The sequence below is a fragment of the uncultured Bradyrhizobium sp. genome (assembly GCF_964252615.1).
Lineage (GTDB): Bacteria > Pseudomonadota > Alphaproteobacteria > Rhizobiales > Xanthobacteraceae > Bradyrhizobium.
On record NZ_CAXUNQ010000005.1, the window covers coordinates 148,093 to 165,771 of the forward strand.

The 17,679-nt window shown below is 63.4% G+C and carries 16 protein-coding genes; 14 read left to right on the plus strand and 2 right to left on the minus strand.

The window, feature by feature from the left end:
• The first annotated feature begins 40 nt into the window (after positions 1 to 40).
• From ACFE72_RS05270 to ACFE72_RS05295, 6 genes are all read left to right on the plus strand, one after another.
• Positions 41 to 868, plus strand: a complete 828-nt coding sequence (locus ACFE72_RS05270; RefSeq protein ID WP_375412003.1) for a putative hydro-lyase — start codon at positions 41 to 43, stop codon at positions 866 to 868.
• Between the two features lie 56 nt (positions 869 to 924).
• A complete protein-coding gene (locus ACFE72_RS05275) occupies positions 925 to 2,169 on the plus strand; it encodes an ABC transporter substrate-binding protein (protein ID WP_375412004.1) in 1,245 nt (414 codons plus the stop codon).
• Between the two features lie 162 nt (positions 2,170 to 2,331).
• Positions 2,332 to 3,210 carry a branched-chain amino acid ABC transporter permease gene (locus ACFE72_RS05280; RefSeq protein WP_375412005.1) on the plus strand — a complete coding sequence of 293 codons (879 nt, stop codon included), beginning with the start codon at positions 2,332 to 2,334 and terminating at the stop codon, positions 3,208 to 3,210.
• Positions 3,210 to 4,190 carry a branched-chain amino acid ABC transporter permease gene (locus ACFE72_RS05285; protein WP_375412006.1) on the plus strand — a complete coding sequence of 327 codons (981 nt, stop codon included), beginning with the start codon at positions 3,210 to 3,212 and terminating at the stop codon, positions 4,188 to 4,190. The genes ACFE72_RS05280 and ACFE72_RS05285 overlap by 1 nt, the downstream gene beginning before the upstream one ends.
• Positions 4,187 to 4,918, plus strand: coding sequence for an ABC transporter ATP-binding protein (locus ACFE72_RS05290; protein ID WP_375412007.1), 732 nt, complete (start codon positions 4,187 to 4,189; stop codon positions 4,916 to 4,918). Before ACFE72_RS05285 ends, ACFE72_RS05290 begins: the two co-directional genes overlap by 4 nt.
• Positions 4,902 to 5,606, plus strand: a complete 705-nt coding sequence (locus tag ACFE72_RS05295; protein ID WP_375412008.1) for an ABC transporter ATP-binding protein — start codon at positions 4,902 to 4,904, stop codon at positions 5,604 to 5,606. The genes ACFE72_RS05290 and ACFE72_RS05295 overlap by 17 nt, the downstream gene beginning before the upstream one ends.
• Positions 5,607 to 5,848: 242 nt before the next feature.
• On the opposite strand, the gene ACFE72_RS05300 is transcribed toward ACFE72_RS05295, so the two are convergent.
• Positions 5,849 to 6,523 (minus strand): aldolase, encoded by a 675-nt coding sequence (locus ACFE72_RS05300; protein WP_375412009.1) that lies wholly within the window; start codon positions 6,521 to 6,523, stop codon positions 5,849 to 5,851.
• Between the two features lie 38 nt (positions 6,524 to 6,561).
• Between ACFE72_RS05300 and ltnD the strand changes: the two genes are divergently transcribed.
• From ltnD to otnK, 3 genes are all read left to right on the plus strand, one after another.
• Complete coding sequence (gene ltnD, locus ACFE72_RS05305) at positions 6,562 to 7,518, plus strand: L-threonate dehydrogenase (protein WP_375412010.1); 957 nt, start codon at positions 6,562 to 6,564, stop codon at positions 7,516 to 7,518.
• 97 nt (positions 7,519 to 7,615) lie between these two features.
• The gene (otnI, locus tag ACFE72_RS05310; protein WP_375412011.1) at positions 7,616 to 8,398 is read left to right on the plus strand and encodes a 2-oxo-tetronate isomerase; all 783 of its coding nucleotides are present in this window, start codon (positions 7,616 to 7,618) and stop codon (positions 8,396 to 8,398) included.
• Entirely contained in the window at positions 8,395 to 9,672 is a 1,278-nt protein-coding gene (otnK, locus tag ACFE72_RS05315) for a 3-oxo-tetronate kinase (RefSeq protein ID WP_375412012.1), read from the plus strand. Before otnI ends, otnK begins: the two co-directional genes overlap by 4 nt.
• Before the next feature lie 76 nt (positions 9,673 to 9,748).
• On the opposite strand, the gene ACFE72_RS05320 is transcribed toward otnK, so the two are convergent.
• Positions 9,749 to 10,525 carry an SDR family oxidoreductase gene (locus ACFE72_RS05320; protein ID WP_375412013.1) on the minus strand — a complete coding sequence of 259 codons (777 nt, stop codon included), beginning with the start codon at positions 10,523 to 10,525 and terminating at the stop codon, positions 9,749 to 9,751.
• A 146-nt stretch (positions 10,526 to 10,671) separates the two neighbouring features.
• Here ACFE72_RS05320 and ACFE72_RS05325 point away from each other — a divergent pair, with 146 nt between their 5' ends.
• The 5 genes from ACFE72_RS05325 (at position 10,672) to ACFE72_RS05345 (ending at position 17,385) form a co-directional block, all read left to right on the plus strand.
• Positions 10,672 to 11,928: an ABC transporter substrate-binding protein gene (locus ACFE72_RS05325; protein WP_375412014.1), complete on the plus strand. Its 1,257-nt coding sequence runs from the start codon at positions 10,672 to 10,674 to the stop codon at positions 11,926 to 11,928.
• Between the two features lie 148 nt (positions 11,929 to 12,076).
• The gene (locus ACFE72_RS05330; protein ID WP_375412015.1) at positions 12,077 to 12,955 is read left to right on the plus strand and encodes a branched-chain amino acid ABC transporter permease; all 879 of its coding nucleotides are present in this window, start codon (positions 12,077 to 12,079) and stop codon (positions 12,953 to 12,955) included.
• Between the two features lie 5 nt (positions 12,956 to 12,960).
• Positions 12,961 to 15,480, plus strand: a complete 2,520-nt coding sequence (locus ACFE72_RS05335) for an ATP-binding cassette domain-containing protein (RefSeq protein WP_375412016.1) — start codon at positions 12,961 to 12,963, stop codon at positions 15,478 to 15,480.
• A 17-nt stretch (positions 15,481 to 15,497) separates the two neighbouring features.
• The gene (locus tag ACFE72_RS05340; protein WP_375412017.1) at positions 15,498 to 16,436 is read left to right on the plus strand and encodes a 3-hydroxyacyl-CoA dehydrogenase; all 939 of its coding nucleotides are present in this window, start codon (positions 15,498 to 15,500) and stop codon (positions 16,434 to 16,436) included.
• A gap of 25 nt (positions 16,437 to 16,461) precedes the next feature.
• A complete protein-coding gene (locus ACFE72_RS05345; RefSeq protein ID WP_375412018.1) occupies positions 16,462 to 17,385 on the plus strand; it encodes a 3-keto-5-aminohexanoate cleavage protein in 924 nt (307 codons plus the stop codon).
• Positions 17,386 to 17,679: the final 294 nt, after the last annotated feature.

Consider the following 17,679-nt stretch of genomic DNA (forward strand, 5'->3'; position numbering starts at 1 on the left):
TGTGTGTTTCTGGCTGTCGAAACAAATGGGCAGCGCGACGATGACCAGCCTGGCGAGATCGGAACGGAAAGCGGATTCCGCAGCCGCCGACTCGTCGTCCCCAAGCGTGGCGGCACGCCATGCCTGCCGCGCCGGCGTGGCGTCAAGCACCGCCGGCGTCGCCAACGGTTTCGTTCAGGGCAATCTTGCCATCCTGCCGGAAAAGCTTGCGGCCTCGTTCCACCGCTTCTGCCAGCTCAATCCGAAACCATGTCCGATTATCGGCATGTCCGAGGTCGGCGACCCCCGCATTCCATCGCTCGGCGCCGATCTTGACATTCGCACCGACCTGCCGCGCTACCGGGTCTGGCGCGACGGCGAGGTGGTGGAGGAGCCGACCGATATCATGGCGCACTGGCGCGACGATCTGGTGGCCTTTGTGATCGGCTGCTCGTTCTCGTTCGAGGAAGCGCTGCTGGCCGACGATATCCCGATCCGCCACATCGAGTGCGGCGTGCGCGTTCCGATGTACCGTACCAACATCGCCTGCGTTTCCGCGGGTCCCTTCGCCGGTCCGATGGTGGTGTCGATGCGGCCGCTCAAACCGGCGGACGCGATCCGCGCGGTGCAGATCACCTCGCGTTTTCCTTCCGTGCATGGCGCGCCGGTCCATCTCGGCCATGCGCACTCGATTGGTATCGCCGATATCGCAAAACCCGATTACGGTGACGCGGTACCCATCAACGACGACGAGATTCCCGTATTCTGGGCCTGCGGCGTCACCCCGCAAGCAGTAATTGCAGCCGCGAAGCTGTCATTCGCGATCACACATGCGCCGGGCCTGATGCTCGTCACCGACCTCAAGAACAAGCAGCTTGCCGTTCTTTGAGGCTTTACCCCCACGTTCAACCCTTTATCGATAAGACGCCAACAGAGGACGACCTGATGACCATCACTCGCCGAAACCTGCTGCTCGGAGCCTCCGCCACCGCAGCGCTGCTGCCGATCGCGGCGCGTGCGCAAACATCCGAGGTGGTGATCGGCCTGATCTATCCGTTATCGGGGGCAAGCGCGCAAATCGGGGTCGATGCCCAGAAGGCGTTCGAGACAGCCGCGGACGTGATCAACAAGAACTACGATTTTGAGCTGCCGCTGGCGAAAGGCGAGGGTCTCTCCGGACTGGGCGGCGCCAAGGTGCGCCTGGTATTCGCCGATCACCAGGCCGATCCGCAAAAGGGCCGCGCCGAAGCCGAGCGTCTCATCACGCAGGAGAAAGTCTGCGCCATCGTCGGCACCTACCAGAGCGCCGTTGCAGTCACGGTGAGCCAGATCTGCGAGCGTTATCAAATCCCGTTCATTTCGGCGGATAATTCGTCGCCGAGCCTGCATCGCCGCGGCCTCAAATTTTATTTCCGCGCCGCACCGCATGACGAGATGTTCTCGACTGCGATGTTCGACTTCTTCGACGCTCTGAAGAAAAAAGGCCAGAAAATCGAGACACTGGCGCTGTTCCACGAGGACACCATTTACGGCACCGACTCGTCCAACGCGCAGCTCAAGCTGGCCGCCGACCGCGGCTACAAGGTCGTCGCCGACATCAAATACCGCGCCAACTCGCCCTCGCTGACCGCCGAGGTGCAGCAGCTGAAGGCGGCCAATGCCGACGTGCTGATGCCCTCGAGCTACACCACCGATGGTATCCTTCTGGTCAAGACCATGGGCGAACTCGGCTACAGGCCGAAGAACATCGTGGCGCAGGATGCCGGGTTTTCCGAGAAGGCGCTGTATGACGCGGTCGGCGACAAGATCGAGGGTGTGATCTCGCGCGGCAGCTTTTCGCTCGATCTCGCCGCCAAGCGGCCGGTAGTCGGCAAGATCAACGACATGTACAAGGAACGGTCCGGCAAGGATTTCAACGACTACTCGTCGCGGCAGTTCATGGCGCTGATCGTCATGGCGGATGCCATCAATCGCGCCAAATCCACCGACGGCGAGAAGATTCGTGAAGCGCTGGTGGCGACCGACATGCCCGGCGAGAACACGATCATGCCGTGGAAACGGGTAAAATTCGACGACATGGGCCAGAACAACGACGCCGACCCGGTGCTGCTGCAATATAGCGGCGGCAAGTTCGTCACCATCTTTCCATCGCAGGCGGCGGTCGCCGACGCGATCTGGCCGATGAAGTAAGCGGCACTTTTACCGCAAACACGGTGTCGTCCCCGCGAAGGCGGGGACCCATAACCACGGGACCATCATTTTGGCTACGACCTCGCGTCCTCGCGCGTCAAGCAGCGCCGGTGTTTATGGGCCCCCGCCTGCGCGGGGACGCCTCGTTGAGAGGACAAGCCCTTGACCGCCGAAACCATCGTCCAGAGCCTGGCAAGCGGCCTGCTGATGGGGCTTCTCTATGGCTTGATCGCGGTCGGCCTTGCACTGATCTTCGGCCTGATGGACGTGGTGAATTTCGCGCACGGCGAATTTCTCATGATCGCGATGTATGCGACGTTTTTCCTGTTCGCGTTCTCCGCGCTGGATCCGTTGCTGTCGGCGCCCTTTGTCGCCGCCGCCCTGTTCGTGTTCGGTGCGGTGGTGTATCTCGTGATCGTGCGCTTTGCGGTGCGGGCCAAGGCCAATGCCGGCATGGTGCAGATTTTTTCCACCTTTGGCCTGGCCATCGTGATGCGCGGCCTGGCGCAGTTCTTCTTCACGCCGGACTATCGCAGCATCCCGCAGTCCTGGCTCGGCGGCAAAACGATCTCCGTTGCCGGCATCTTCCTGCCGGTGCCGCAACTGGCCGGCGCGCTGGTGTCGATTGCCGCTTTCGCCGCGCTGTACTTCTTCATCAACCGGACCGATTTCGGCCGCGCGCTTGAGGCGACGCGCGAGGATGCCGGCGCGGTGGCGCTGGTCGGCATCGACAAGAACCGCGTATTCGCGCTGGGCTGGGGGCTCGGCGCGGCGCTGGTCGGGCTGTCCGGCGCGATCATGGCGATGTTCTTCTATATCTATCCCGACGTCGGCGCCTCGTTTGCGCTGATCGCCTATGTCACGGTGGCGCTCGGCGGCTTCGGCAGCGTATTCGGCGCCTTCGCCGGCGGCATCATCGTCGGCCTGGTCGAAGCTGTCACCGCATTGATTATGCCGCCGTCGCTGAAATCGGTCGGCATTTACGCGGTCTATCTGCTGGTGGTGTTCGTGCGCCCGCGCGGCCTGTTCGGGTCGATGTGATGGACACGGCCTTTGCCCGCCGCCGCCGCCGCGACCTGGTACTCGCAACAGTCCTTGCGACCGTCGCCGCGCTGGCGCCGCTATTCGTCAAGGACGTCTATGTCCAGAACATCATGGTCTTGACCTTGATGTATGCGGCGCTGTCGCAAAGCTGGAATATCCTCGGCGGTTACTGCGGACAGATTTCGCTGGGCCATGCGCTCTATTTCGGCCTCGGCGCCTACACCACCGCGATCCTGTTCACCAAATTCGGCGTGCTGCCATGGTTCGGCATGCTCGGCGGCGGCGTCATCTCCGCGGCCATCGCGATGGCGCTGGGCTACCCCTGTTTCCGGCTGCGCGGGCACTACTTCGTCATCGCCACCATCGTGATTGCTGAAATCGCGCTGCTGCTGTTCCAGAACTGGGACTGGGTCGGTGCCGCGCTCGGCATCGACATTCCCGTGCGGGGAGACAGCTGGCTCAAGTTCCAGTTCACCCGCAGCAAGCTGCCCTACTTTTATTTTGCGCTGGTGCTGGCATGCATCGCCTGGCTGGTGACCTGGTGGCTCGAGGATTCAAAATGGGGTTTCTGGTGGCGCGCGGTGAAGGACAATCCCGATGCCGCCGAAAGCCTCGGCGTGGTCGTGTTCAATTCCAAGATGGGCGCGGCGGCCGTCTCGGCGTTCCTGACCGCCGTTGGAGGCAGTTTTTATGCGCAGTTCGTGTCCTATATCGATCCCGAAAGCGTCATGGGATTTCAGTTCTCGCTGCTGATGGCGCTGCCCGCGGTGCTCGGCGGCATCGGCACGCTGTGGGGGCCGGTGCTCGGCGCGGTCATCCTGATCCCGCTTACCGAACTGACGCGGTCCTTCATCGGCGGCTCCGGCCGCGGCGTCGATCTGATCGTCTACGGCACGCTGATCGTGCTGATCTCGCTGGCGCGGCCGGAAGGCCTGGTCGGATTGTTCTCACCGCGCCGCAAAAGGGTGGCGCAATGACGGCGTTGCTCGAAACCCGCGGCGTATGGCAGCGCTTCGGTGGCCTCATCGCCAACAGCGATATTTCGATCTCGGTCGGCCGCGGCGAGATCGTCGGATTGATCGGTCCGAACGGCGCCGGAAAATCGACGCTGTTCAATCTGGTTGCCGGCGTACTGCCGCCGACCCAGGGTTCGATACTGTTCGATGGCGAAGACGTCACCGCGCTGCCTGCGGCGCAACGCTGCCAGCGCGGCATTGCGCGGACGTTCCAGGTGGTGAAAAGCTTCGAAACCATGACGGTGATCGACAACGTCATTGTCGGCGCCCTGATCCGAACCACGGTAATGCGCGACGCGCGCCGCAAGGCCCATGAGGTACTGGAATTCGCAGGCCTCGCCGCGCGCGCCGACGTGCTTGCCAGCGAGCTCATCCCTTCCGAGAAACGACGCCTCGAAGTTGCCCGTGCACTGGCGACCGAACCGAAACTGCTGCTGCTTGACGAGGTTCTCACCGGGCTGACGCCGATCGAGGCTCAGGCGGGGGTCGAACTGGTGCGCCGGGTGCGGGCGACCGGCGTCACCGTACTCATGGTGGAACACGTCATGGAAATCGTGATGCCGCTGGTCGACCGCGCCATCGTGCTCGATCTCGGCAAGATCCTGGTGCAGGGAAAGCCGGCCGATATCGTTCGCGACCCGAAAGTCATCACCGCCTATCTCGGGGATCGTCATGCTGTCGGCGCATGAAGTCACCACCGCGTATCGGGGGCTGGTCGCGATTTCATCGGTCAGTATCGAAGTCGCCAAGAGTGAGATTGTCTGCGTCGCAGGGGCCAATGGCGCCGGCAAATCGACCTTGCTGAAATCCATCGCCGGGGCCGAACGGCCGCGCTCCGGCACGGTCACGTTCGATGGCGCGCGGATCGACGGCATGGCGCAGCACCTGATCACCGCGCGCGGCATCGCCTATGTGCCGGAGAATCGTCGGCTGTTTCCGCGGTTGTCGGTACGCGACAATTTGCGGCTCGGCAGCTATCTTTATCGCGGCGAGGCCGACCGCGATGAACCGCTGGCGCTGGTGTTCAAGCTGTTTCCGCGGCTGTCCGAGCGCCTTGAGCAGCGCGCCGAGACGCTCAGCGGCGGCGAGCAGCAGATGCTGGCGATCGGCCGCGCGTTGATGACCCGGCCGCGGCTGTTGATGCTGGACGAGCCGTCGCAAGGCATCATGCCCAAGCTGGTCGACGAAATCTTCGCGGCGGTAAAGGAGATACGCAACGCCGGAATGACTGTATTGATCGTCGAGCAGCGCATGGCCGAGTGTCTCGATATCGCCGACCGCGCCTACATCCTGCAGACCGGCCGGGTGCTGATGCAGGGGGCGGCGGCCGAGATCAAGGGCAATCCGGATGTGAGGAAAGCCTATTTGGGGTTATAGGTCATACCGCATCGCCCGCATACTCCCCGTCATCTCGAGAGGCTGACCGAAAAAGTATCCCATGACATCAGGCGTCGCCTTTGGTTCGTCATGCCCGGCCTTGTGCCGGGCATCCACGTCTTAAAGGCGCTGAAGCAGGAAATATGTGGATGGCCGGGACAAGCCCGGCCATGACGAACGCCGGACCATTTTCGATCCCGCGGCGAGAGCAGCGAATATTGACTGCTTTTTCGGTCAGGCGCTCAGGATGGCGGCGGTGTGTGGGGCGAGTGCTCGGGCAGCGATAGCCCGAACGTCTTCGACAGGTCCTTGACCTGCGCCGGCGTCAGGTAGCGCGGATTGAGCCCGCGCAGCAGCAGATACAATTTTGCCGTTTCCTCCAGTTCCTCCATCGCAAACACCGCGGCTTCAAGCGAATCGCCCGCAACGACGGGACCGTGATTGGCCAGCAGCACGGACGTGTATTTCCCGGCAAGCCCCTTGATGGCATCGGCCACGGCCGGATCGCCGGGCCGATAATACGGCACCAGGGCGGTAGCGCCGCATTTCATCAGGTAATAGGGCGTCATCGGCGGCAAGGCGGCGCGTGGATCGATCTCCGGCAGCATCGACAGCGCCACCGAATGCGTCGAATGCAGATGGACGATCGCCCGCGACGCCTTTCGGGTTTCGTACAGCGCAGAATGCAGCGGGATTTCCTTGGTAGGCGCATCGCCGGACACCAGGCGGTTGTCGGCGCCGAGGCGCGAAAGACGCGCCGGCTCGAGCGCGCCCAGCGAGGCGTTGGTCGGCGTGACCAGCCAGCCGCCGTCCTCACAGCGGACGCTGATATTGCCCGACGAGCCTGGAGTGAGCCCGCGCTCGAACAGCGAGCGGCCGAAGCGGCAAATATCATCGCGGAGTTTCGTCTCGTCCATGGCAGGCTTTTCCCACGCTTTGGCAGCGCGGCCAAGCCGTGTTATCCAAAGGCCAACAAGGAAAAAGGAAGCGCCGCATGCCCAAGCCTGCATCCGAAAAACCGCGCGTCGCCGTCATCGGACTGGGTTCGATGGGGTTTGGCATGGCGACCTCGCTGCGGCGCGCCGGTTTCGAAGTCATCGGCTGCGACGTCGCGGCCGAAAGCGTCGCCCGGTTTGTTTCCGATGGCGGGCTGGGCGAAAAGACGCCGGCTGCAGCCGCCAAGGATGCCGACATCGTCGTCAGCGTGGTGGTCAACGCCGCGCAGACCGAGACCATCTTGTTCGGCACGGACGGCGTTGCCGAAACGCTGGCAAAGGACGCGGTGTTCGTCTCGTCCGCGACGATGGATCCGGATGTGGCGCGGCGGCTGGCGAAACAACTTGAAGCGACCGGCCGGCATTATCTCGATGCGCCGATTTCCGGGGGCGCGCAACGCGCGGCGCAGGGCGAATTGACGATACTCGCATCGGGCAGTGGCGCCGCTTTCGCCAAAGCGCGGCCCGCGCTCGACGCGATGGCGGCAAAGCTCTACGAGCTTGGGGACGCGGCGGGGCAGGGCGCGGCGTTCAAGATGATCAATCAGCTGCTCGCCGGCGTGCATATCGCCGCCGCCTCCGAGGCGATCGCTTTCGCCGCCAAGCAGGGGCTCGACATCCGCAGGGTCTACGAGGTGATCACGGCGTCGGCCGGCAATTCCTGGATGTTCGAGAACCGCATGCCGCAGGTGCTCGACGGCGACTATACGCCGCGCAGTGCGGTGGATATTTTCGTCAAAGATCTCGGTATCATCCAGGACATGGCGCGCACGGCGAAGTTTCCGGTGCCGGTATCTGCCGCCGCGCTGCAGATGTTCCTGATGACCTCGGCTTCCGGCATGGGCCGCGACGACGACGCTTCAGTGGCGCGGATGTATGCCCGGGTAACCGGGACCAGGCTTCCCGGCGAGAACTGACTCGGTCATTGAGGGAAGCGATCCGCAGACCGCAAAGAAAAACCGGATTGCTTTGCCGCTGCACTCCTCGCAAGGACGGAGACCAAAAGGAAAAAAGATGCCCCGTTTTGCCGCCAATCTCAGCATGATGTTCAACGAAGTTCCGTTCCTGGACCGCTTCGACGCGGCGGCGAAAGCGGGCTTCTCCGCGGTCGAATTCCTGTTCCCCTACGATCACCCGGCGGAAGCGGTTGGCGAACGGCTGCATCGCAACGGCCTGACCCAGGCGCTGTTCAACCTGCCGCCGGGCAACTGGGACGCCGGCGAAAAGGGCTTTGCGGCGCTGCCCGACCGTTTTGGCGATTTGCAGCAGAGCCTGCGCACCGCGCTGCCCTATGCCAAGGCGACCGGTGTCAAACGCCTGCATCTGATGGCGGGCATCGCCGATCGCGGCGATCCGAAAGTGGTGGCGGCGTTTCGCAAGTCGGTGGGATGGGCGAGCGAGTTCCTCGCCCCTGAAGACATCGACGTTGTGATCGAACCGATCAACCCGCGCAACGTGCCCGGCTATTTCCTCAACGATTTTATTTTCGCGCGCGACCTGATCGCCGAATTGAATCTTCCGAACCTGAAGCTGCAGTTCGATATCTATCATTGCCAGATCATCCATGGCGACGTCACCATGCGGATGCGCGCGATGATGCCGATCATCGGGCACGTCCAGATCGCCAGCATCCCCTCGCGCAACGAACCGGACGGAGAGGAATTGAACTACCCGTTCCTGTTCGAGGAGCTGGACCGGCTCGGCTACAACGGTTTTGTCGGCTGCGAATACAACCCGCGCGGCCGCACGGTCGAAGGCCTCGGCTGGTTTCAACCCTACGCCGGAGCGAGATCGTGACGCTGGCGCTGGGCTGCATCGCTGACGACTATACGGGTGCGTCCGACCTCGCCAACACGCTGACGCGCTGCGGCCTGCGCACGGTGCAGACCATCGGCGTGCCGCCGGGTGATCTGAATCTGCCCGACGTCGACGCCGTCGTGGTCGCGCTGAAGAGCCGCTCCATCGAGGCGTCACAGGCGGTAGCCAAGGCGCGCGCGGCCGAAAAATGGATGCGCGGGCGCGGCGCCTCGCATGTGCTGTTCAAGATCTGCTCCACCTTCGATTCCACGGATGCCGGCAACATCGGCCCGGTCATGGATGCGCTGCGCGCCGATTCCGGCAACGCCGTCGTGCTGGTGACGCCGGCCTTTCCGGAAACAGGCCGCACCGTCTATCAGGGCAATCTGTTCGTCGGTTCCGTGCCGCTCAACGAGAGCCCCCTGAAGGATCATCCCCTCAATCCGATGCACGATTCCAATCTGGTGCGGGTGCTGGCGCGGCAGAGCAAGCTTCGGATCGGACTTGTCGATCTTTCGGTGGTTGCCGGCGGTGCGGACGCAGTTCGCGCGCATCTTGCGGAGCTTTCGAGGCAAGGCTTCGCTGCGGCAGTTGCCGACGCGGTATTCGCCAGCGATCTCGAAATCATCGGTACGGTCGCGCTGGATCATCGTGTATCGGTCGGCGCGTCGGGTATCGGCCTCGGCCTTGCGCGCGCGCTGGTGGCGTCGGGCCGCGTCAAGACGAATAAAGCGACGGACATTTCCGGAAACTCCGTCGGCGGACCAGCGGCGTGTCTCGCTGGCAGTTGTTCGCAGGCGACGCTGCAGCAGATCGCCAAGGCAGAACAGACGATGCCGGTGCTGCATATTGACCCCGAACAGGTGGTCGCAGGCAGGGCCGAAACGCGACGCGCACTCGACTGGGCGAAGACGCGGCTTGCAGAAAGCCCGATTCTGATCGCGAGCAGTTCGACGCCCGATCAGGTGGCCGCATTGCAGGCGCGGCACGGCCGCGACGCCGCCGGTCACGCGATCGAGCAGGCGATGGCGGATATTGCGGAAGGCCTGGTGACGTCTGGCGTGCGGCGTCTTGTTGTCGCCGGCGGCGAAACCTCCGGGGCCGTGGTGGATCGCCTCGGCATTCCCGGCTTTCTCGTCGGCCCCGAAATCGCCGCGGGCGTGCCCGTGCTGCGCGCCGTCGGCGCCAGGGACGGCGAGATGCTGCTGGCGCTGAAGTCCGGCAATTTCGGCGGTCCGGACTTCTTCGCAGATGCGCTGAAGCTGATGCAGTAGCCGCTGCCGTCATCCTGAGGATGGGCCGCAGGCGGGCGCCTCGGGAATGATGGCGGAGTTTTTCGCAGGGACGACGTCACCCCAGCATCTGCGTATCGCCGCAGATCGAGATCGCCTGGCCGGAGATGGTCTTGCCGCGCGGGCTGCACATGAACAGGACCTGGTCGGCTAGCTGTTGCGGCGTCACATAGTCCTTTATCGAGGTATAGGAGAACGCGGTGCGTTCCATCTCGGCGAAGGAGATGCCGCGCTGCTGCGCCTTGGCTTCGAGCACGCGGCGCTGCCGGTCGCCGGCGACGAGGCCGGGCAGGATGGCGTTGACGCGGATGTTGTCCGGCCCCAATTCGATCGACAGCGATTTGGTGAAACCGATCACGCCCCATTTCGCAGCGGCATAGGGCGTGCGCATTGCAAAGCCCAGCCGGCCGGCGGCCGACGAAACGTTGACGATCGATGCGTTCGCGCTCCGCCGCAGCAGCGGCACCGCCAGGCGGGCGCAGTTGAACTGTCCGGTCAGGCAAATCTCAAGACAGCGGTCCCAGTCTTCGGGATTCATCTCCTCGACCTTCGATGTCGGCCCCGCAATTCCAGCGTTGTTGACCAGCACGTCGAGGCCGCCGAGTTTCGCCGTTGCCTCCGCGAACAGGTTCTTGACCGCGGCGCGGTCGGATACATCACAAGCCGTTCGCGTGATGCCTGGATCGCTGCGGGCGAGGGCGTTCAGTGCCATTTCATCGACGTCGCAGGTATGGACCTTGGCGCCTTCTCCGGCGAAGGCGCGCGCGATCGCAAGCCCGATGCCGTTGGCGCCCGCCGTCACCAACACCCGCAAACCCTTGAGTTCTAAATCCATGCGGACTCGACAAAGACCTGATCTTTTGCGACCCTAGCTGCGATCCAGCATCACGGCAAGCGACACCAGCGCACAACGCAAGGCGCCGCGTCGCCGGACAAAAAAAGCGGCGCCGCCGGGCGAACGCATCAGGGAGAGAAAAAACCATGTCGAACGACAATCGATTCACGCGCCGTGGCTTGTTGAAAACCGCGGGCGGACTTGCACTGGTGTCTGGAATTTCCGCGCCGGCGGTGTTGCGCGCACAGACCGCAGACGTGATCAGGATCGGCCATCTGACGCCGCGCACGGGGTTCCTCGGGCCATTAGGGGAATACGCGGTGATGGCGATTGATCTCGCGGTGGAAGAGATCAACGCTTCCGGCGGCATGATGGGACGCAAGGTCGAACTGCTGAAGGAGGACTCGGTCAATCCGCAGACCGCCTCGACCAAGGCCGAGCGCATGATCGAGCGCGACAAGGTCGCCTGCATCATCGGCGAGATTTCGTCCGCCTCGTGCCTGACCATCGCGCAGGTCGCCTCGCGCAACAAGACGCTGTTCATCAACACCGGCGGTAATTCCGACGCGCTGCGCGGCAAGGACTGCCAGCGCTACATGTTCCACGTCGAATCGCAGAACTCGATGTATGTGAAAACCGTCGGCCGCTCGTTCCTGCGCGATGGACTGGTCAAGGGCAAGAAGTGGTATTCCCTGACCGCGGACTACGCTTTCGGCCACGATCTGCTCAAAGTCTCAAAACGCTTCATGGAAGCCAATGGCGGCAATTTTGCCGGCGACGATCTGGTGCCGACCGACGCCACCGATTTTTCGGCCTACTTGCTGAAAATCCGGGAAGCAAAACCCGACCTGGTCGTCATCAATCTCGCCGGCAACCAGATCACCAACTTCCTCAAGCAATATGCCGAGTTCGGCCTGACCTTCCCGGTCGGCGGTTTTGGTTTCGATACCGCGCTGGCCTGGGCGGCCGGCAAGGGCAACTTCGTCGGTACCTGGCCGGTAGTCTGGCATCACCTCATCGACACGCCGGGCACCAAGTCGTTTGTCGCCGCCTTCACCAAGAAATACAGCAAGCCGCCGGAGAACCAGGCCTGGGGCGATTATATCGCGACCAAGATCGTGGCGCAGACCGTCAACGAACTGAAATCCGCGGAATCGCCGAAGATCATCGAACATTTCGAGAAGGGCGCCAAGTTCGACGTGCTGAAGACCCGGCAAGGCTATTTCCGCGGCTCGGATCACCAGCTCATGCATGAAATGTACGCGGTGACCGCGCTGCCGGCCGACAAGATCAAGAATCAGTGGGACATCTTCGCCTCGAGCCCGGCGGTGCCCGGCCCGGACGAGGATCTCGAAGTGATTGCCGCGACCAAGGAAGAGAACAGCTGCACGTTCCCGAGCTGAGAAATACCAACCGTCATTCCGGGGCGTGACGAAGTCGCGAGCCCGGAATCCATAACCACCGTCGTGAGTATGGATTCCGGGCCTGCGCCCGAGGGCGCATCCCGGAATGACGGTGTGGGTTATTCGCTCGATCCAGCGGGGCCAAACCATGTCCGCCATGTTGCTGGCGCAGCAAATCCTCAACGGGCTGCTTGACGGGGTCTACTACCTGTTGATCGCGCTTGGGCTGTCGCTGATCTTTTCGCTCGGCGGCATCGTCAACCTTGCCCACGGCGCGTTCTTTGCGATCGGCGCTTACCTGACGCTGGTGGTGTCGCCCTATCTCGGCTTCGGCGGCGCGTTTGTCGTGGCGCCCGTCACGGTGGCGCTGCTCGGCGTAGCGATCGAGCGGCTACTATTCCGCAGGTTCTATCGATCCGATCCGATCCTGTCGCTATTGATGACGTTCGGATTGGCAATGGTGGCCGAGCAGGCGTTGCGAATGATCTTTGGCGCGCCGCCGCTGTCTTATTCGATTCCGCCGGCGTTGCGCGGCCAGGTCGCCCTCGGCAGTTTCATCTATTCATTCTATCGCATGGTGCTGCTCGGCGTCGCCGCAGCCTGCATCGCCGGGCTGTGGCTGCTGCTGCAAAAGACCTCGTTCGGCCGTGTGGTGCGGGCCGGCGTGCAAAATCCGGACATGGTGGGCGCGCTCGGCATTTCGCTGCAGCCTTACATGTCGGCGGTCGCAGCCCTCGGGATCGGCCTTGCCGGATTGGCCGGCGTGCTGTTGGCGCCGATCTATGCGGTACACCCCGCGATGGGGCAGGAGATCATCACCCCGGCCTTCGTCGTGGTGGTGATCGGCGGCCTCGGCTCGTTCTGGGGCGTGGTCGCCGCCGCGTTGCTGGTCGGCCTTGTCAAAGGCGTGATGGTCGGCATCGGCTATTCCGCGGCGTCCACGGCCGCGATCTACCTGCTGATGCTTCTGGTGCTGCTGTTCCGGCCGCGCGGCCTGTTCGGCGAGCGCATCACGCGATTCGAGTAAGCGCGATGACGAAGCGCCTGCCGATTCCGCTGTTCGTCGCCGCCCTCGCCCTTCTGGTGCTGCCGCCGATACTGCTGGCGCTCGGCCTCACCATGACCTCGGCGACCGAGGTCGTGGTGTTCGCGCTGGCCTGCATGGCGCTCAATATCCTGGTTGGACATACCGGGCTCGTCTCGTTCGGCCATGGGGCCTGGTTCGGGCTTGCCGCCTATGCCGCCGCGCTGATCCAGCGCAATCTGACGCCCGACTCGTTTTTTGGCCCGACCATCGCCGGCGTTTTGATCGTGGCAATCGTCGCCACCGCGTTCGGCTTTTTGATCTTGCGCCGGCGTGGCGTGTATTTCTCGCTGCTGACACTGGCACTGGCGGCAATGCTTTATTCGATCTCGTTCCGCTGGACCGAGGTCACCGGCGGCGAGAACGGTCTCGGCGGCATCACGCGGCCGACGCTGCTCGGGTTCAATCTGGAATCCTCGACCTATTATTACTGGTTCGTGGCGCTGATCGCTTATCTTGTGCTGATCCTGTTGTGGCAGTTTCACAATTCGCCGGTCGGCAGCGTGCTCGTTGCAGTCCGGGAGAACGAGCAGCGTGCGCGTTTCCTCGGCTATCCGACCAACCGCTACAAGCTCCTAGCGTTCGTGCTGTCCGCTTCCATCACCGGCCTTGCCGGCATCCTGCTGCTGTTCCAGAACCGCATGACCTCGGCCGATCCGATTTCGGTGGCGTTCTCCGGCGATCTCCTCGCCATGGTCGTGATCGGCGGCATGCGCAGCTTTTTGGGTCCGGCGCTGGGTGCGCTGTTTTTCATCCTGTTTCGCGAGTTCCTCAGCATCTACACTGAGAACTGGCTGTTCTGGTTCGGCCTGATCTTCGTCGGTTTTATTGTGTTTTCGCCGACCGGCCTCGTCGGCGTGGCCGAGCGCCTGCTTGCGCCGTTCCGCAAGAAGGTGGTCGAGGACGCCGCGATGTCGGCGCGCAGGATCGAGGTCTTGCCGCTGCCCGAATTCCTTAGGCCGAAATCGCACGTCGACGGCCCGGTGCTTTCCGCCCGCCATATCGTCAAGAGCTTTGGCGGCATCAAGGCGGTGCAAGGCATCGACATCTCCATCGCCGACCGCACGCTGCACGCGCTGATCGGTCCCAACGGCGCCGGCAAGACCACCGCCTTCAATCTGTTGTCCGGCATGTATCCGCCGGACGAAGGCGCGGTTTCGCTGATGGGCCAGCCGATTGCAGGCGAAACGCCGGAAGAGATCGCAACCGCCGGCATCGGCCGCTCGTTCCAGATCACCAACCTGTTTCCCGCGCTCAGCGTCGGCGAAAACATCCGCCTTGCGGCGCAGGCGCGGCATCCGCGCCGCTTCGATCCGGTCGTCAACGCGCTGTCGATCGACGTCGTCAATGCGGAAACCGACGCCACCATCCGCTATCTCGGGCTTGCCGGCATCGAAAAGGCCGAGGCTGGGACGCTGTCCTATGGCGGCCAGCGGCTGCTCGACATGGGTGTGGCGCTGGCAACCGCGCCGCGCATATTGCTGCTCGACGAGCCGCTCGCCGGCCTTGCCGCCGCCGAGCGCGAGCGTATCGGCGCCGTCATCAAGCGCATCTCGGCCGATCTGCCGGTACTGCTGGTAGAGCACGACATCGACCGGGTATTTCAGTTGGCCGATCATGTCACGGTCATGAATGAAGGCCGGGTGCTGCTCGACGGTTCCGTCGAGGACGCCCGCGCCAGCCCCAAGGTGCAGGAGGTCTATATCGGTTCGGGCGCGAGCGCAGTCGCCGCGCGTCCGCGCGAGACCGCCGCCCGGGTCAATGCCCTGCTGACGGTGGCCAATGTCGATACTTTCTACGGCAAGAGCCACATCCTCAACGACGTGAATTTCACGCTGCATGACAACGAGATCATCGCGCTGCTGGGACGCAATGGCGCCGGCAAGTCGACGCTGCTGAAAACTCTGATCGGCATCGCGCCGGCATCGAACGGTTCGATCAAGCTTGCGGGCAATGAGTTGATCGGGCTCTCGTCGGCACAGAATGCGCGGCTTGGCATCGGCTATGTGCCGCAGGGCCGCGGGCTGTTCGCGGGCATGAGCGTCGAGCAGAATCTCGAACTCGGCGGCCTGAAGCGGCAGACCGGCCATGGGGTGCACTGGACGCGGGAGCGCATCTACGAGTACTTCCCGCGGATTCGCGAGCGGCTCGACAGTCCGGCGGATTATCTCTCGGGCGGCGAACAGCAGATGGTCGCGGTGGCGCGCGCGCTCTCCGGCGACGTGCGGGTACTATTGCTGGACGAACCGTTCGAAGGCCTTGCGCCGACCGTGGTCGAGCAGCTGTTTGAGACTTTCGATCGCCTGCGCAAGGAAATCGCCATTATCATCGTCGACCACAATCTCGACCTGGCGTTGGCATTGTCCGACGCCACGGTCGCGCTGGAGCGGGGTAAGGTAATTCATCAAGGGCCTTCCAAGGCCCTGCGCGACGATCTCGATTTGCGCCGCAAGGTGCTCTGGCTGTGAACAAAGGGAATGAAGAAATGGAACGGCATGTCGCCATCGTCGGGGTCGGCCTGATCGGCCGCGCCTGGGCCGCGATCTTCGCCCGCGCCGGCTGGAACGTGCGGCTCACCGAAACACATGAGCCGACGCTCGCCGCGGCACCCAGCCTGATCCGCGACGAACTGCACGCGCTGGCGCGGCATGGTCTCGCTGCCGATCCGGATGGCGCGGCGGCGCGGGTTTCGATTGCCGCCAGTGTCGCGGATGCCGTTAGGGGCGTCGAATTCGTCCAGGAAAACGGGCCCGAAAACGTCGATCAGAAGATCAGGATATTTGCCGAGCTCGACCGGCTGGCGCCGCCGGATGCGCTGCTGGTCTCATCGACCTCCGCGATCATAGCATCCCGCTTCACCGAAATGCTGCCGGGCCGGGCCCGATGCCTGGTCGGTCATCCCGTCAATCCGCCGCATCTGGTGCCGCTGGTCGAATTGTGCGGGGCGCCATGGACGGCGCCGGAAAGTGTCGCGCGCGCGCGGAAAATCTATCGCGAGATCGGACAGGTGCCGGTCACGGTCAACCGCGAGATCAACGGATTTGTCCTCAATCGGCTGCAGGGCGCGCTGCTGGCCGAAGCCTTCCGGCTGGTTGGCGAGGGGTATATTTCGGCGGAAGACCTCGACCATACCGTAAAGGACGGCCTGGGCCTGCGCTGGTCGTTCCTCGGCCCGTTCGAGACGATCGAGCTCAACGCCCCCGGCGGCATCCCGGATTATTGCGCGCGGTATACGGGTTTCTATAAAGAGCTGGCGTCGGCGTCCGCCGGGCCCGAGGTTTATCAAAGCCCGAACGTGGACCGGGTGATCGCCGCCTGGCCCGAGCAGCCTTCGCCCGAACGGATCGCCGCGTTGACGCAGCGACGCAACGAGCGCCTCGCGGCGCTGGCCGCGCATAAGGCTGCCCAACCCGACAAGTCCTGAGATGGAAACGAGAAAGGGAGCGACCATGGCCCGCAAAGTCATCATCACCTGTGCCGTGACCGGCGCGATTCACACGCCGTCAATGTCGAAAGCGCTGCCGGTAACGCCGCAGGAAATCGCCGATGCCGCGGTCGACGCCGCCGAGGCAGGTGCGGCCATCGTGCATCTGCATGCCCGCAATCCGAAAACAGGTCAGCCCGACCAAAGTCCCGAGGCGTTCGCGCCGTTTCTGAAAATCATCAAGCAGCGCTCCAACTGCGTGGTCAATCTCACCACCGGCGGGGCGCCGACCATGACGGTGGACGAGCGGGTGCGTCCGGCCGCGGTCTACAAGCCCGAAGTCGCCTCGCTCAACATGGGCTCGATGAATTTCGCGTTCTTCGGCATGCTCAACCGCTTCAAGAAATTCGAGCACGATTGGGAACTCAAGCATCTGCAAAACAAGGACATCGTGTTCCGCAACACCTTTCAGGACATCGAATACGTGTTGAAGACGCTGTCGGAGACCGGCACCCGCTTCGAGTTCGAATGCTACGACACCGCGCATCTCTATAACCTGAACTACTTTCTCGAGCAGGGCATGGTGAAGCCGCCGCTGTTCGTGCAGACGGTGTTCGGCCTGCAGGGCGGCACCGGCGCGCATCCCGAAGACGTGCTGCACATGAAGCGCACCGCGGACCGACTGTTCGGCGACAAGTTCGTCTGGTCGGTGCTCGGCGCCGGGCGAAACCAGCTGCCGATCGCGGCGATGGCGGCAGCGATGGGCGGCAACATTCGCGTCGGCCTGGAGGATTCGCTGTGGGCGGCGCCGGGACGGATGGCCGCCTCCAACGCCGAGCAGGTGACGCTGGCGCGCAAGATCATCGAGGGCCTCGGCCTTGAGGTCGCCACCTCCGACGAAGCGCGCGAGATTCTGGACCTGAAAGGCGGCGACAAGCTGGAAGTTTAGGGACGTGCCCCGGACGCAGCGCAGCGCGCCGTTCTTCACGGCGTGGTGCGCTGCAGAGCCGGGGCCCTGGTTACTTAAGAAGAAACCGTGGTCCCGGTTCTGCGAAGCGGCGCTTCGCAAAAGCTACGCGCTGCATCGCGCCCGGGACACGCAACTGCATCAAACTGTCGTGAGAGTTCCCCTGAAAGGCTCCTGGCGTTAAAGATACCGTCCGATTGCATGGACTCATAAATGCCAGATATTGGTATTTTCCACCGAGTTCGGGTACATCAGCGCGGGCGAAGTGGCAGACGC